The sequence below is a fragment of the Streptomyces sp. NPDC048506 genome, from assembly GCF_040651315.1.
Classification (GTDB): Bacteria; Actinomycetota; Actinomycetes; order Streptomycetales; family Streptomycetaceae; genus Streptomyces.
In genome coordinates this window covers 1-15402 of the sequence record NZ_JBEZIX010000053.1, presented here as the reverse complement: position 1 = coordinate 15402, position 15402 = coordinate 1, and the positions used below count along the sequence as shown (strand labels likewise).

Below are 15402 nucleotides of genomic sequence, written 5' to 3'. Positions count from 1 at the left end.
ACGGCCACGGTGCCGGCGCTGTGGCGGAAGCCGTTGTCAGTCCCCCTGCCTATGCTTCCGAACATGGTGCCCAAGAGTTTCTACGACGTGAGGTTCGGTGTGTCCCCTGGCGCGGCCAGGAAGGACGCGCACCACATCTGCGGCAGTCTCGACGAAGCCGTGGCCGCTCTGGACTCCGAACTCGCAGAGTCCATCAATGTGTGGCTGCTGTTCAACTACAGCCACGGTGCCGATCTGTACCTGGACGTGTATCAGCGGGGCGAAAGAGCGCGCTCGATCGATCTCCATCCGTTCGTCACGATCCGAGTCGACGGCTACCCGGACATCACCTTCCGCGGATCGGGCAAGCCGACCGGGTACGCCGTTGGCGCGGATGATCCGGAGAAGGTGAGGATGGCGCTTGCCGACGGGATGTTCTTCGGCGACTTCGACGACAGGATCGAGGTCACTGTGGACTGGGACGGCATCCCCGTCCCGCCGCTCGAGGGTGAGATCGCGCAGGTCGGCGACTACGTCATGCTTGGCGACGGCCCGCTCGAAGACCTTGACGAACTTGATGACCTCGACGGGGACGAGTTGGAGGACGAGCTGATCGACCGGGGCTACGTCGAGTACGGGGATCACGATTTCGATGCGTGAGCCGGATGGGCACCCTCCTCGGTCTGACACCCGGTCACGGACCGCCTGCGGTGCAGCTCGATGCCCACGTACTGGTGCCCGTCGTACTCAGGCCCCGCCCGCTCTATCGGCTCTCCAGTTCCCCGATCCGCGCCACCGTCGGTCCCCCCTTCGGGCATGCCCACACCGCCGTGTCCGTGCGGACTGTCGCCGTCAGCGGATGCGTGTCCGGGTGCGTCGGGCACTGTGGCCAGACCGCCGATACGCCCTCGGACCATAGCGCCTCCACCGCCCAGTCCTGGACCTGATCTGCCAGGTGCACCAGCCGCTCCGCGGCGGTGCCATCCAGCTCGCGGGCCTGCTGACTGCCGCGCTGGACGCGTCCTCAGTTCTCGCGCTGGATGCCGCCAGCTACGCGGTGAGCATCGTCGTACTGCTGCTGTTGCCCCGCGCGACGACGTCCAGCGTTATGGGCGCATCGTTCATCGGGGAACTCGCAGAAGGATGGGCGGAGTTCAGGTCCCGCACCTGGCTGTGGGTAACCACCGCACACGTGTGCCTCTTCAACCTCTTCGTCTGGGGGCCATTCCTGTTTCTTGGCCCCGTCATCGCCGAGCGGCGGCTCGGCGGGGCATCCGCGTGGGGTCTGGCCATGGCCCTCTACGGGGGCGGTGCCATGGTCGGCGGCCTGGTCATGCTCGGCCGCCGACCGCGCCGGCCGCTGCTCGTTGCCACGGTGGCCACCGTTGGCTGGTCACTGCCCTCTGCGGCCCTCGCCACCGGCCGGTCGCTGCCGTGGGTCTGCGGCACCACGCTGATCGCCGGCGCAGGATCGGCGATCTGCGGCACTCTCTACGCAACCGCCACACAGCGCCAGGTTCCGCCGGGCACGCTCGCCCGTGTCAACGCCTATGCCTCCTTGGGGGCATTCGCGCTCGGCCCCATCGCGCTGGCCGCCGCCGGTCCGGTCTCCGCACTCGTCGGCACCTCGGAGGTCCTGGGTTTCGGCGCGGTGTGGCAGATCGCGGCCGTCACCATAGTCCTGACGCTTCCCTCCATCGGGACAGGGCTTCCCCTGCCGTCTCCTGAGGGACCCCCCAAGCCACCAGCCGGACGCCGACACGGCGGGTCGGCGCAAACTCCGGAGACTGGGGCGCCACGCAGCCGAGATCAGCGGAAGGTGTAGCTCATGAGATGTCCTGTGCCATCAAAGGCTGAGGGGGAATCGCGGTGCTTCGGACCTTCGCCGAGAACCGTGCACCGGCTCAGGCAGCGCACCATGGAACACGGCAAGTGTGGGGCGCCATTCCTTCCGGACACAAAGCCCTGATCACTGCCTTACGGATCGCTCGCCATGCCCGGAGGGAGCACACCAGGTGGATGTGCAGCTCAACCGCTTGCCGCGCGCCGCTGTTCCGACCAGGATGTTCGAAGGCCCACTGGTCCGCCAGAAAATCGTACATTTCGGCGGTCGTCAGATCGCTATCAGGATAGGTGTGTGCAACGTCCACCTTGACGATCCGGGCGCTCCGTGAACCTACAGTGCGGTCGACGAGTTCCCCGACCCAAGCCAGCCCCTGCTCGTCTGCGTACAAGCCGAACCTCAGAATTCGCGTCCTCATAATGGCGCAAACCTACTGAGCATCATCCTTCAGTGACAACGCTTGACCTTCGACGGCACAGGACATGAGGCAGGCATTCCGAGAGTTCCCATACCCGAGTGCACCATTGGCCCACTTCATGCCCGAAGCCGGGCGGCAAGGGGCGCAGAGCCATCGATGCTCTGTTCAACCGACGTTGCGAGGTCGTCGCAGCGGCCAAGCAGAAGACGCATCTCGACAAATTCACGTCACGGACGGGCACAGCACTCGCTGCGCCCATCCGATTGTTGTCGTACCACTCGGCTCTGGCCCCAGCCGGCGGCTTGGTGTCCGCGCGGTCAGCCGAGGGTGACCGATCCCCCTTTGACGTGCACCTTGTCGGGTGGCAACGGCCTGGTCGCGGGCCCGCTCTTCACGCTGCCGTCGGTGATGGCTGGGCGCCTGGGCGCCTGGGCGCCTGGGTGCCTGGGCCAGCCTCGACACCCGACGGCTGTTCGGTGGCGCCGGCGGCCTGGGCATCGAAGAGCCGCGCGGCGTGGGCCGGGGGAAGGTGCTGGGTGATCAGCCGGATCCGTCCGTCGTCCGTCGTCCGTAGTTCCGGGTCCGTCATTCCGGGAGCGGCGGTGAACCCGAAGCGCGCCCGGGTCTCGATGGAGATGCCGGCGCGTTGGGGCGCGCGCTGCACAGGCGAGCCGGTGAACCGGCGAGGCCATCATGGTGGGCGACAACAGTTTCATCGTAGGAGCGAACCAGCGTGAACCATGATGACGAGCGCCGCCATCTCCTCGTGCGTGCCCCAGGCGACCGGTCTCCCTTGTACGAGCTGCATGCCGGGTTGTCCGCGGATGGCAGCGACTTCACGAGCAGCGTTCCTGTCGATGATCCCGACGTGGATCTCCCCGAGGACTTGGCGTGCGGCCTGGTCTCCTGGTTCACATCCTGCCCGCCTGGTGGGTTCGCCTCCCGCCCCCGGCTGCGCAAGCATGTCAAGCAGGGCTTGACGCTCGCCCAGGCGGTGGCGAAGCACCTCGGGCCTGCTTGGGTGGTGCGCTACTGGGACGAGCAGCACCACGCGGCGAAGTTCGTGTGCTGGGGGTGCCAGCGCCTGCACTGGACCCTCGACGCGCATGGCGACCCGCCGCATCCTCTCCACATCGTCGTCGAGGGCGAGTACAAGTGGTTTCCGCTCCGTGCGGAAGGGTTCGGGGACTTCGCCCCGGACGATCCGGCCGCCGCTCTCGGGTTGCCGGACGGGCTGATCGATGACCTGTACGGGTGGTCGGCGGACTTCGACGCCAACATGGAGTTGTACTTGAAGGAGCGTGACGAGGACAGGGACGACGCCCGGCGCAGGGAACTGGACCGTCGAGGCGAGGAGTTGGCCGAGCGCCTCGCGCGCGAACTCTGTCCAGGGAGGACCGTGACGTACGCGGGGCTGGCCTAGCGTCTTGCCAAGCCACAGCCACAGCCGGAGCGGCAGGCGGACCGAGCCATGCGGGCAGTGTCAGTCCGGCGGCGGGCGAGGAGGGGCGGAACGAGGGATGGCGGGGGAGTCGGGCCGGCGAGGCCCGCGGCTTCTGATGGTCGCACGGGTGGTCTCGACAGCAGGCTGGAGACCCGGCCGTGCTGGGCCGGGCGTCCAGCGCGTGGCTCGTCCCTACGGGTCGTCCCGACCGGCTCCTTCCGACCGGCTCCTTCCGTTACGCCCGGTACCGGTAGCGGATCCGGCCGCGGGTGAGGTCGTAGGGGCTGAGTTCCACGAGCACCCGGTCGTACGGGAGGATCTTGATGTAGTTCTTCCGGATCTTCCCGCTGATGTGGGCGAGCACCGTGTGCCCGTTCTGGAGCTCCACCTTGAAGGTGGCATTGCGCAGGCACTCGATGACGGTGCCTTCGACTTCTACGCCCCCTGCTGCTTTTGTCATGGTCTCTCACTTCTCACGTTCTGTGACGGTGTATTCGGTACGAAACGAATGCGGTGCCGGGTCGGGCACGGTGCCGTCCGACCGGCGGCCGTACGCAGCCAACTCGTGGACGACGGCGATCCGGTGCCCGCCTGTCGGAGCGGCCGTCACCGCGCCTGCCTCGGGCGCGGCCTGGCCGCTCGGTGTGGTGTGGCGGAGCGTCAGCGGCGGACCAGCTCCAGGGTGCCGGCCGCGCGCCGGGCACCGATGCCTTCGAACAGGGCGGTGGCCGCCGCGTTGGACTCGTTCACCTCGGCCCATGCCGAAGCGGTCCCGGAGCGGTGCAGCGAACCCAGCGCGTGAGCCAGCAGCGCCCGGGCAATGCCGCGGCGGTGCCTCTCGGCCCGGACGGCGATCAGCCCGATCCGTGGCTGCCGGGTCAGCGGTGCCACCCGGACCAGTCCCACGTACTTGTCGCAGTGCCGCGCCACCGTGTACTTCGACGGGTCGAGCAGGGTGGTCCCCGCCGGGCGGGGCAGCACCTCGGCCGGCATCGTCTGCCATCCGACGGTGGCCTCCACCTCGTCGCGGATGATGCGGTCCAGGGCGCGCAGCGGGCCCTGGACCGCCTTACCGGAGGGCACGATCGTCACGCCCGACGGGGGCCGCACCGAGCCGAGCCCGGTGACCTGCGGGTCGGTGGGCACGAGATAGCCCCACTCGCGGCGTGCGGCGGCGAAGCCCGTCCGCTCCCAGGCGGACCTCGCATCGTGGTCGGTCTCGTCGACGACGGTGTACAGCGGTGTGGGCAGGTCCGCCAGCATCGCGTCGGCGATACGGTCGAAGACCGCGCCGTGCCAGGCGTCGATGCTGATGAAGAGCCGCCCGTCGGGTCGGCGCGAAGCGTCGCCGCGGCCGACCGCCCGGGCGTCCTCCATGGCATGCCACTGCATGTCCGAAACCCGCGTGACCACGACCGCGTGGTTGCTCGTGTCCGAAGGGGAATGCACAAAGTCCATAGGTGTTGCCTTTCAGGAGTGCCTTGTCTCAGGCGCTCCCGGCGAGACCTACGTCAATCGCCCACCGTGACGAAAAGGGGGAGCACCCACATGGATACAGCCTTCATGGGTCTCACCTCCTCGCGTTCTCTCACGGCTGCCCAGACGGTACCAGCGGTGGGCGGCCGGCCCAACCCATTAAAGCCGGCCGGGGATCATCGATCCCGTCCGTCACAGCCGCGTCACGTGGACCCCACCCCCCCCCATGTCCAGCGGTGGTTCGGGGAGACTTGGCGTGACGCGTACCAGCCGAGGGTCCTCCGGGCGCGCAGGCGGACCTGCGAACTTCGAGCAGAAGAAGAGCGGTCCTCCCAGTCGATCAGGCAGCACTCCGGGCCCGTCAAAGGCATGGATCTGCTCCCCGGGGACCGAGTCAGGGCCCGCGTGGTGCTCCTGACCTATGAGGCCGCCAGACCGAGGTGTCTTGCAGTCGATGTGCCGTCGGCGACTTCGCCGACCAGGCAGCCGTGTGGGTACAGACCGCGGAGAACGCCTTGAAGTCCTCTACCAGCAGGCTCTGACCTGCGGCGATGCTGCCATTCCCGCTGTCTGGCCTGCGCAGATGACTGTTTCGGCGCCTTTCAGGGCCGCGCTGCGTTTCGCGGTCGATTCTCCCCACGCGCTCCGCAGAGGTGCCACACTCCCCAGATTCTCCCCAAGGTACGCCCACCTTGCGGGGGAGGGCCGCCTCGGTAGCCGGTTCGTTCGACGGGTTGCTACAGGCACGCTGTGTGACTGCACCAGGCGGACTGGGAGGGGGCTCGCCGGCAGGTTCTTGGTCTGCTGGTGGTGCAGCGCTCATGGCGGTGTTGAGCTGCTGAAACGGTGGTGGTGAATGCCGTCGGGAGAGTGTTGGACCGTGCATGGTTCGGACCTTGGCGTCAGCTACCCGATTGCTGGGCCGGGGCTGTCGACAGCGTTCAGGGGGTTACCAGTCGCCAGGCCGCAGGCAGGGTGGCGGGCAGCGAAAGAGGGGACTGTCGATGGCCGGGTGCGTACCGGCACGCCGACCTGGCTGGATGCCGATCGCGGTATCTCTTCGGCTTCCACTGGCACCGGGATTGGGGCGATGGTGCGGGTATAGCGGGTTGGCCAGCACTATTGCAGTTCAGAGGTGGTGCAGGGCGGAGTGGTGCAGGTATATGTGCCGCCATCTGTCACCACCTCTGGCAGGGGCGATGCTGACTCAATGCTGATTTTGCTGATGTGGCGTCAGTTCAATGTGATGGTGTGTCACGTCGTTGGCCGTGTGCCTTGGATCGGAGGGCGGGAGCTTCGCACGCCCGAGACGTTGAGCAGGCTCGATTTTTGCAGTTGACCCCGATATAAACGCCTGTCTGTCGGCGTACACGCGAACGTGCCCAGTTAGGCACGGCGATACGTACCCACCCTGGATGGCCCCGTTCTTGGAGGGCCTTTGGAGGTAAACGGTGAGGTGAACTGCTACTTGCGGGGACGGTTGGGCGTCTGCTGCCCGAATCGGTGAAGCGCTCGATCATTTGCGAGCCCGGTCCGCCCTGAGTCCGGATCAACCCTTGGTAGAAATGCGAGGGTTTCGCCCGACGCTTCCTGGTGACGGCCGGTTCTGGGCGGCGGTAAGCGTCGGTATCAGCATCACGACAGGAACCGTCGCCAGGACAAGGTTCTCTGTCTGGCCTCGCGCTTTCATGGGCGTGCTCGCCCATGCCTTGACCAAATAGACGGAGAGCGCTGCTGACCTGCAACGATGAGACTTTTTCAGGGTCCTGTTGGCTGCACGGAAAGAAGCACTCTCCAGGTGAGCAGGCGTATCGGGTAGTACCCGCGGGTTCGCGTCGAGGGCGGCGGCAGAGGGGCGGTCTCGCAGGCCGGGGCGGTGCTGCTGGTCGAGACGGTCCGCAAGTCCGGCCTGGACAGCGCGATATCGGCGGCAATGGCGCCGTCGCGCAAGCCGCGGACAGTGCACGACCTGGGCAAGGTCCTGCTGGATGTCGCGCTCGCGACGGCTCTGGGCAGGGACTGCCTCGCCGATGTCGCCATGCTGCGGGCCGAGCCCGACGTGTTTGGCCCGGTGGCATCCATAGGACACGGTCTAATACTGCATCAGCCGTCCACCATCGCTGCATGAGCACCTTGGGGCGAATCCGATGCGAAGGGTTGACCAGCTGGTCCTGGCATGTATTCTCTAATTGAGAGATCGTTTAGGAAGACCTCGGAAGACCTCGGAGGGATCCTTGTTATACCGGTTAGGTCGGCAGCTGCAAGTTAGCTATCCAGTTACTGTCAGTGCACATATCTATAACGATGCTTACTATTACGGGTTACACGGTTTCACTAGGGGGCTCGCCCGTGACCGTGTAGCTTTTGAATCGCTTACTCCTCCCTCGATGCGTCGGAGGGGTGATCGCGTAAAGATATGCCCGGGCAATCTGGATTACGGGCATTTTGACGTGGCTTGCGATGCTGGTATGCACGACAATATTCTTGAGGGTTTTGCCGAGAATTGTGCAGAGTCCGTCATTTATGCAGGGCTGGGAAATCCCACGCCCATTCCCGAGCGGCGTAAACGGCCAATGAAGCGTGTCGCAAGCCAGATGAATTCCCGGCATGTGATTGAGCGAATCTCATCGTGCCCGGTTCGGATGAGGGTAGGACTCGTAACGCAACGAAGCGCCTCGATGTCGCATGGAGAGTCAATCACCGTGCAACACAAGGAGTTTCGCCGACGCACCCGTCGCGCCACGCTCGATGTACCCTCCGACCTGGTTTCCTGACGAGAGAACCTGACCGCCGCCCGAAGGGATGACGCGGGCGGTATCCGGCGGGCCCTGGCACCGTGGGCCCAGGCGCTCGTGCTGCTGGTCTTCCTCGCCAAGGGCGACACCTTTGAACAGCTCGGATGTCACTTCGGGATCGGCACCGAGACCGCCCGCCGCCACGTCAACGAGGGCATCGACACCCTCGCCGCGCTGGCCCCCAACCTGGCCGACGCCCTCGCCTCCTCCGGGGAAGAGCGGCGGCTGCTGCGGGACGGCGCCTTGATGTCCGCCTGGCGCCGCACCAGCCCGGCGACCGAGGCCAACCCGGATCCGCTCTGCCAGGCCAAACGCCGCGAACACGGCATGAACGTGCAGGCGCTGGCCACCACCCAGGGGGAGTTGGTCTTCCTCGGCGTGGCCCGGGCCGGCTCCACGCACGACCTGACCGCCGCCCACGCCGACGGCGCCGTCCACACCCCGATCGAGCGCCCCCAGGGCAGCCGCAACGGCTGGGAGAAGCCGGCCACCATCGCCCTTGCACGCCTGCGAGCCCCCGCAGAGCGGCCCTTCAGATCTGCTCACCGAACCCCATTAGTCATCGCTGGCGACCCGGTGTCGCGGCTCTCCCATTGCTGTCAGCCGAGGTGAGCGGATTGAACACACCCAACCAAATGGTCAAGCATCGGATGCGCGTGCCGTGCCTATAGAAGTGGTACGGGATGCCGGGGGCGATGCCGAGGTCGTCGAGACGACCATCGCCATGATGACGTAGGAAAGCGACTCCGTCCGTGACTCTTTCCCAGAGAAATAGCAGCGGCGACATCTCACTGAACAAGGAGAAAATCTTGACTGAAACGTTTTCCGGTCGGCATATCGAGATAGCCTGGCCCGACCTGGGTATCACCGTTACCGCGGAACTCGACGGCCGCAACACTGAACTTGCCGACGCGCTGTGGGAGGCGCTGCCCTACCAGAGTCTTCAGGGACACGCGCTGGTGGCGGGACAGCATCTCTATCACGCGGCACCGATCCCGTCGCTGCTGCACCTGTCCGCGTCCACTCGGATCGCAGATCGACGCGAGGCGCCCGATGGGACCGTGTTCTGCTCCGCGCTACAGCATTTGGGCATCAAGTACGGCACGTTAACCGAACCGATGCCGGCATCCCCGGTGGGCCAGATCCGGCAGGAAGATATGCCCGCACTACTGGAGGTCGGGCAGGCGATCTGGGATTCGGTCTATTCGACGAAGAAGCCGATCCTGGTAGAGGTCCGCAAGGCGGGAGCCGAAGGCGGCCACCGTATTCCGCAATTGACCGCCGCAGATCCCGACGCGAACCGTCTCATCCACGACGTGTACACCGCGACCGAGCGCGCTTGGCTGTCCGCACCACCGGAGCTCGCCGATCTCCACGATGGGGTGATCCCTTCCGGGGCAGGCAGTTTTGAGACGGTGTTGCCCACACTGTTGTTCGTCAACGGTGAGACCCGCCCGCTGGGGTATGCCACCTACGGTGGTCTGGTCCGAGCCGCGGTCCAGGACATGCCGATGGATTCATTGCGTCACATGACGCGCCTGCTGGTCGGTATTCCGGCCGAGTTTCTGGGCTACTGCGGCCTGGAGCAGCTTTGGAGTTTCACCCAGCGCTTCCTGACCTGCCTCGACCAGCTCGATCGCGACGATTTCCTGAGTGTGGTGGGCCAACTGGCCCTCTACGTCAACTGTTTGGGCGGTTGGAATCTGCACCTGTACCCGTGGGACACCGCAGATCACCTGCGCCAACTGCGCCCGAATGAATTGGTCCGCCAGTCGTGAGCCAACTCCCCGAACGCACGGACACCGTCGTCATCGGCGGGGGCGTCATCGGCAACTCAATAGCGTGCCAGCTCGCCGAGGCAGGCGTCGGTACGGTCCTGCTGGAGCGTGGCGCGCTCGGATCGGGATCGTCCGGGACCACTGCGGGCGTTGTCCGCACCTACTTCCCCGGCAACGCTCTCATCAGCAGCCTTGCCGTCCGGAGCCTGGCGGCTTACCACGCCTTCGCCGAACGGACCGGAAACGACCTCGGCTTGAGGCGTATCGGCTTACTCGTGCTGTTCACCGACGAACACCAGGTGCAGGACTTCCGAGACACCCAAGCTGCCCAGCAGGCAGCCGGAGTGGACGTCGAACTCGTGACCGCTGCTGAAGCAGCGCGGCTCAACCCGCTGGTCGACGAGCGAACCATCCTGGCGGCAGCCTGGTCGCCCGAAGCCTACGCCTGCGATCCCGCCGCGATCGTGCGCGGCTATGCCACAGCCGCCCAGCAGGCCGGCGCCATCCTGTGCACGGAAACACCCGTCACCGGCATCGACCCGGATGGGCGGGTCCACACGCCTGCGGGCAGCATCCGCGCCGACACCATCGTCTGCGCGGCAGGCCCCTGGGCGGGAACGGTCGCCGCCATGGCCGACGTGCGCATTCCTGTGACCACATACCCCGTCGAAATGCTGCTGACCGACACCCCTGGTAATGCCCCGCGCAACGCTCTGCCGATGACCATGCACCCGTCCAGCCTGCGGATTCGAAGCTGGGGAGACCGCATCCTCGTCGGGATGGGCCGCCCCGCTCCGGACGAAACCCGACAGACCTGGCTACAAAGGGTGTCACGCCACCTCGGCACGACCTTCCCGGCCCTCGCCGGCAACGGCCTCGAGAAAGGGTGGAGCGGAGACCTCGATGTCAGTCCGGACGGGATGGCTTTCATCGGCCGCGATCACTCCCGCCCGTTCTTCTACGCGGCTGGATTCTCCGGTCAGGGACTGTGCCAAGCACCTGCCGCCGGAGAGATCATCCGAAATCTCGTGCTCGGCAAGGAATCCTGGATCGACACGGCCGGCCTCTCCACCGCGCGCTGCCCCAGTGGTTCGGCCGAGAGCGGGTAGGAACGCGCCGGCGTGCGGCGGAGAGATGGGCGCGAACGGTGAGCCGACGTTGCGCGCCGGTTTCCTTGGCATTGTTCAATTCTTTCGAGAGGGAAATCCATGGTCGAGCACACTGGCGGAGAGTTCGTTCGGGAGATGATGCGGTGGCACTTCAGTCCGGAGACCGGGTCGCCGTTCTGGCTGAAACGGGCCGAGACCCTCGACTTCGATCCGCTGATCGATGTCCGGGATTTCGATGATCTCGGCTTGTTTCCCAATGTGGTGGACGAGCTGCGCGATGTCGGCGTCCGTGACCTGATTCCTCGTGGCTACGGTGACGAGCACGGGGCGGCCGTCTACGAAAGCGGCGGTACCACAGGGCAGCCCAAGCGAGTGGCGTACACCGCGGAGTGGCAGCGGAGCAGCGTCGCATGGTTCAGCGAGCGACTGGATGCTCACGGCGTACCTCGCAATGTCGACTGGGTCAGTGCGGTGCCCAGCGGGCCGCACAATGTCGGGGCGATGGCGGTCGACACCGCGATGGCTCGGGGCGGGCTGAACTTCAGCATCGATCTGGACCCGCGATGGGTGAAGAAGATGCTCGCGCAGGGCCGGACGGACATGGCCGACGCCTACACCGATCACATCATCGAACAGGTCGGCTACATTCTGGCCGGCCAGGACGTGGGCGTACTCTTCGGTACCCCGCCGATGCTGGAGCGCCTCGCGCAGCACGACGATCTGGTCGAGTTGGTGAACCGGAAGGTTCGCGCGATCATCTGGGGCGGTACACATCTGGACGCCGACACCCGAGATCTGCTGCGCGACGAGGTGTTCGCAAACGCCAAGATGGTTGGCGGGTACGGCGGCACGATGATGCTGGGGACATCGGTGGAGCGGCCCGGCCTCGGTGACGACGAGCCGTGCGTGTTCGACTCCTTCGCTCCGTACACCACGTTCCGGGTGATCGACCCCGACACCGGCCGGGTTGTTCCGTACGGCGAGCGCGGGCAGATCGTTGTGCATCACATGAGCCGAAGTGCCTTGCTGGTCAACAACATCGAGCGGGACTACGCAACCCGGATCGCACCGGGGGATGGCGGCTTCGGTGATTCGGTCGCCGACGTCGCACCCGTGGCGTCCTTCGGCGATACGAAGGTGATCGAGGGCGTGTACTGATGTTGTCCCTGGACGTTCTCGGCCCCGGCGGCCCCTATCGGTCCCGGCGCCAGGAGACCATTCGAGATCTTGCCGGAAACCCGGTCGCGACACTGAGTCTCGTACCCTCGCTCTACATCACCCGCGCGATAAAGGCCCTGCGTCGAGCGCCGGCGCTACCCGTCGACACACGGATCGCGGCGTTCGCGCGGGCGGGCCGGGCTTTCGCCACGCAGTCGATCGGGGGACTCACGCCGGAGGAGTATCAGCGCACCGTCAGCGCGGCCACCGGGATACCGATCACGGCGGTGCGCAAGGCCACCGACGAAATCGCGCGGGCCGCCGAGCGGATCCACCAGACCGTGGAGAACGCGCGGCCGGCCGCCGCGGTCGGCTCGTGGCGCGATCCGCGGGCCGAGGGCGGTGCGGCGGTGTGGACCCGGCGCGGTGAGGTGTTCGCCGTCCATGCGGCGGGCAATCATCCTGCGGTGCACCAGGGTTGGTTCGATGCTCTCGCGCTCGGCTATCGCGTTGCCGTGCGTCCCTCCCGTCGCGAGCCGTTCACCCCACATCGGCTGGTGACTGCCCTGCGCGAGGCCGGTTTCGGCGACGAGGGAATCGCGTTGCTGCCCACCGACCACAACGTGGCCGACGACATCCTCCGGTACGCCGACTTCGGAATGGTGTACGGCGGTGCGGATGTCGTGGGCAAATATGCGGGCGATGGACGCATTCTGCCGCAGGGCCCCGGGCGCTCCAAGATACTCATCACTGCCGAAACCGAGTGGGAGCCGATCGTCGACACCATCGTGGAGTCGATCAGCAGTGGTGGGGGCGTCGGTTGCGTCAACGCCACCGGCGTACTGGTCGAGGGCGACCCTTCCCCCGTGGCCGAGGCGATCGCCGAACGCCTCGCCGCGCTGCCCAGCCTTCCCGCGACGGACGAACGCGCAGTCCTGCCCGTGATGCCCGTCGGTCCCGCCCGTCGGTGGGACGGGTATCTGCGGCAGCGGGCAGCGGGCACCAAGGCGTGGCTCGGCGGTGACGGTATCGTCGACGATCTCGGCGATGGTTCCGCGGTGCTCCGGCCGGCGGTGCACCAGCTCGACAGCCCGTTCGCCGAACAGCTCGGGATGGAATTGGGCTTCCCCTGTGCGTGGGTCGCACCGTGGGACCGCGACGCCGGGATCCGGCCGCTGCGCGACACCCTCGTCCTCACTGCCGTCACCACCGACGAGAACCTGATCGACGAATTGGTTGCCGAGCCGACCATCGCCAACGTCTACGTCGGTGACCATCCGACACCGTGGATGGAGCACGGACTGCCGCACGACGGCTACCTCGCCGAATTCCTCATGCGCACCAAGACGATTCGACGCTGACCCACGAGGGCGCTGTGCCGGGCAGCGCCCTCGTCGGCTGCCGAGGTCAGCGGTGGTCCGCCAGGTGCGACGTGTCGTTCAGCAATTGCACCGACGCATTCCCATCCCCGCAATAGGCCACGGCCGACAATGAGGCAGCCGACAGCTCCATCCGGAACAGCGAAGCGGGCGGTGCGCCCAGCGCCAGCCGAACCAGCGTCCGCAACACCCCGACGTGCGAAACGACCAACACCGTCTGTCCCTTGTACCGCGCCAGGAGCCGGTCCCGCGAGAGCGCGGCCCGGCGTGCAACCGCGGTGAACGTCTCCCCGGTTCCGCCCGGCACCGCCGCCGGGGAGGCGCGCCACGCTGCCAGCTCGTCCGGGTAGCGCTCGCCCACCTCGGCGAACGTAAGTCCCTCCCAGGCGCCGAAATCCGCCTCAGTGAGCCCTTCGTCGACGTGGACTTCCAGGCCCAGCCGTCGTGCCGCGGTCTCGGCCGTCTGCCGGGCTCGGCGCAGCGGTGAGGACACCACCGCCTGCACCGCGCCGCGTGCCACGAGCATCCTCGCGGCGGCCTCGGCCTGCCGTTGCCCGGCGTCCGACAACGCCGGATCGGAGCCGCCGCTGCCGGACAACCGCTTCTCCGGTGTCAATGCCGTCTCACCGTGGCGTAGCAGCATGAGGGTCGTGGGGCTTTCCTGGTCGGCGAGCGCGGGATTCACGCCGGCCGTTCCACGACTAGTTCTGGCGCCGATGCGAATCGGGTCACCCCTTTCGATCCCGGCCACCGTCGTCGGCGGCATTGTGGCGAATTGTGTAGTTCAGCGCAGTGCGGCCATGACCGGCGCGAAGTTCTCCATGTTGTATTCCATGACCGTGAAGTAGGTGAAGCCGTAGCGTTCGCGGCGTTCCTTGATTTGTTGCGCCATCTCCGCCGGGGTTCCGATCAACACGCTGGGCAGGTCCTCGGGGCCGTCCGCAGCGTCGGGCAGCACCGGATCGAACCTGTCAGGTATCGTGCTGCGTTCGGCGGGCGGAATCACCTGCTGCACCATGATATTGAACTCCACATCGTCGGCGCGGTCACCGAGTAGGCCGCGCACATAGGCGACCCGTTCTTCTGTCTGCGCGACTCCGGCCACATGGAGTACATCACCGGTGGTGTTGGCCCAGCCTCCGGTGAAGGCGATGATGTCGGCGTGCGTGGCGGCCAGCCGCAGCAGCCGGTCGCCCCAGCCCCCAATCAGCAGTGGTGGCCCGGACGGTTGGGCTGGACGCGGCTGATATTCCGTGTCCGCAAACAGACGGCGCAACGTGGTGACAGTCTGTTGCAGCTGTTCAACCCGCTTTCCGCCGCTGGGGAACGGTATCTCCGCGGTGTCGAACTCGGCCTTCACATAGCCTGCGCCGAGCCCGAGTTCCATACGCCCGTCGACGAATTGGTCGGTGCTCGCCACGTCACGCGCGAGGAGGACGGGGTTGTAGAACGGCGTGTTCAACACGAACGTAGACAGCCGTACCCGTTCGGTCGTTTCGGCTGCGAGCACCATTGCTGGAAACGGTGCGGAGAACCCCAGATGATCGGCCACTCCGACTACATCGAAACCGAGTTCCTCGGCTCTGCGGCACTTCGCGATCCACTCTCGTCGCGATCCGGGAACGAACATGTTGACACCGAAGCGGAAGGGGCGTGTTAAAGACATTATGACTGTATATCACGCGATGATTCTCCCGTCATTCCGCTGGGTGGGACGACATCATCTCAAGCAGTTATCCATTGAGGTCTTCTGGGCAAGGCCATGGTTGCGGTGCGTGACCGCGTGCGGGTGGTCGAGATGGTGACCGGGCGTCACATATGCGTGAAGCCCCTGGTGGGAACGGGTCTGCGAAGATCATGTCCCAGCCGAGAGGCCGGAAAGGCGATCTTGTCGCAGGTGGCGGGCACCGTGGTGTGCGGCCGGCTGGTTGCCCACCCCACGTTCGGCTTCCACGAGTGTCCGGCACCAGATGCGATCGTCGTGCCGGGGACCCCGTACCCGCGGGCCGGGGGGGCCGGCGCG

General features: G+C 66.3%; 12 protein-coding genes and 2 pseudogenes. 9 read left to right on the top strand and 5 right to left on the bottom strand.

The annotated features are described in order from the left end of the window. The first annotated feature begins 63 nt into the window (after positions 1-63). The gene (locus tag AB0C96_RS33790; RefSeq protein ID WP_362922838.1) at positions 64-639 is read left to right on the top strand and encodes a hypothetical protein; all 576 of its coding nucleotides are present in this window, start codon (positions 64-66) and stop codon (positions 637-639) included. 295 nt (positions 640-934) lie between these two features. Further along, complete coding sequence (locus AB0C96_RS33785) at positions 935-1804, top strand: MFS transporter (protein WP_362922836.1); 870 nt, start codon at positions 935-937, stop codon at positions 1802-1804. Between the two features lie 827 nt (positions 1805-2631). Here the strand turns inward: AB0C96_RS33785 and AB0C96_RS33780 are convergent. Beyond that, entirely contained in the window at positions 2632-2904 is a 273-nt protein-coding gene (locus AB0C96_RS33780) for a hypothetical protein (protein WP_362922904.1), read from the bottom strand. Positions 2905-3108: 204 nt separating this feature from the next. On the opposite strand from AB0C96_RS33780, the gene AB0C96_RS33775 reads away from it, so the two are divergent. After that, a complete protein-coding gene (locus AB0C96_RS33775) occupies positions 3109-3663 on the top strand; it encodes a hypothetical protein (protein WP_362922834.1) in 555 nt (184 codons plus the stop codon). 256 nt (positions 3664-3919) lie between these two features. On the opposite strand, the gene infA is transcribed toward AB0C96_RS33775, so the two are convergent. Beyond that, the gene (gene infA / locus AB0C96_RS33770) at positions 3920-4144 is read right to left on the bottom strand and encodes a translation initiation factor IF-1 (RefSeq protein WP_362922832.1); all 225 of its coding nucleotides are present in this window, start codon (positions 4142-4144) and stop codon (positions 3920-3922) included. A gap of 200 nt (positions 4145-4344) precedes the next feature. After that, positions 4345-5142, bottom strand: coding sequence for a GNAT family N-acetyltransferase (locus AB0C96_RS33765; RefSeq protein WP_362922830.1), 798 nt, complete (start codon positions 5140-5142; stop codon positions 4345-4347). Between the two features lie 1816 nt (positions 5143-6958). On the opposite strand from AB0C96_RS33765, the pseudogene AB0C96_RS33760 reads away from it, so the two are divergent. The 6 genes and pseudogenes from AB0C96_RS33760 to AB0C96_RS33735 form a co-directional block, all read left to right on the top strand. Further along, positions 6959-7240 (top strand): annotated as a pseudogene (locus AB0C96_RS33760) (transposase); the annotation flags it as partial. A gap of 772 nt (positions 7241-8012) precedes the next feature. Beyond that, a complete protein-coding gene (locus tag AB0C96_RS33755; protein ID WP_362922828.1) occupies positions 8013-8567 on the top strand; it encodes a hypothetical protein in 555 nt (184 codons plus the stop codon). A 197-nt stretch (positions 8568-8764) separates the two neighbouring features. Next, positions 8765-9733: a hypothetical protein gene (locus AB0C96_RS33750; RefSeq protein WP_362922826.1), complete on the top strand. Its 969-nt coding sequence runs from the start codon at positions 8765-8767 to the stop codon at positions 9731-9733. Continuing rightward, the gene (locus tag AB0C96_RS33745) at positions 9730-10842 is read left to right on the top strand and encodes an FAD-dependent oxidoreductase (protein ID WP_362922825.1); all 1113 of its coding nucleotides are present in this window, start codon (positions 9730-9732) and stop codon (positions 10840-10842) included. Before AB0C96_RS33750 ends, AB0C96_RS33745 begins: the two co-directional genes overlap by 4 nt. Positions 10843-10941: 99 nt before the next feature. Continuing rightward, positions 10942-12000, top strand: a complete 1059-nt coding sequence (locus AB0C96_RS33740) for an AMP-binding protein (protein ID WP_362922823.1) — start codon at positions 10942-10944, stop codon at positions 11998-12000. Next, positions 12000-13361 (top strand): aldehyde dehydrogenase family protein, encoded by a 1362-nt coding sequence (locus tag AB0C96_RS33735; protein ID WP_362922821.1) that lies wholly within the window; start codon positions 12000-12002, stop codon positions 13359-13361. Before AB0C96_RS33740 ends, AB0C96_RS33735 begins: the two co-directional genes overlap by 1 nt. Positions 13362-13407: 46 nt before the next feature. Here the strand turns inward: AB0C96_RS33735 and AB0C96_RS33730 are convergent. Together AB0C96_RS33730 and AB0C96_RS33725 are read right to left on the bottom strand one after the other, a co-directional pair. After that, positions 13408-14037 (bottom strand): annotated as a pseudogene (locus tag AB0C96_RS33730) (histidine phosphatase family protein); the annotation flags it as partial. Between the two features lie 126 nt (positions 14038-14163). After that, on the bottom strand, positions 14164-15045 hold the full coding sequence (locus AB0C96_RS33725) for an LLM class F420-dependent oxidoreductase (RefSeq protein ID WP_362922819.1): 882 nt from the start codon (positions 15043-15045) through the stop codon (positions 14164-14166). Between the last annotated feature and the right edge of the window lie 357 nt (positions 15046-15402).

Bases quoted from the DNA above. Each gene is read 5' to 3' on its own strand.
- AB0C96_RS33765 (WP_362922830.1), bottom strand. From the start codon at position 5,142: ATGGACTTTGTGCATTCCCCTTCGGACACGAGCAACCACGCGGTCGTG.
- AB0C96_RS33740 (WP_362922823.1), top strand. From the start codon at position 10,942: ATGGTCGAGCACACTGGCGGAGAGTTCGTTCGGGAGATGATGCGGTGG.
- AB0C96_RS33725 (WP_362922819.1), bottom strand. From the start codon at position 15,045: ATGTCTTTAACACGCCCCTTCCGCTTCGGTGTCAACATGTTCGTTCCC.
- AB0C96_RS33790 (WP_362922838.1), top strand. From the start codon at position 64: ATGGTGCCCAAGAGTTTCTACGACGTGAGGTTCGGTGTGTCCCCTGGC.
- infA (WP_362922832.1), bottom strand. From the start codon at position 4,144: ATGACAAAAGCAGCAGGGGGCGTAGAAGTCGAAGGCACCGTCATCGAG.
- AB0C96_RS33735 (WP_362922821.1), top strand. From the start codon at position 12,000: ATGTTGTCCCTGGACGTTCTCGGCCCCGGCGGCCCCTATCGGTCCCGG.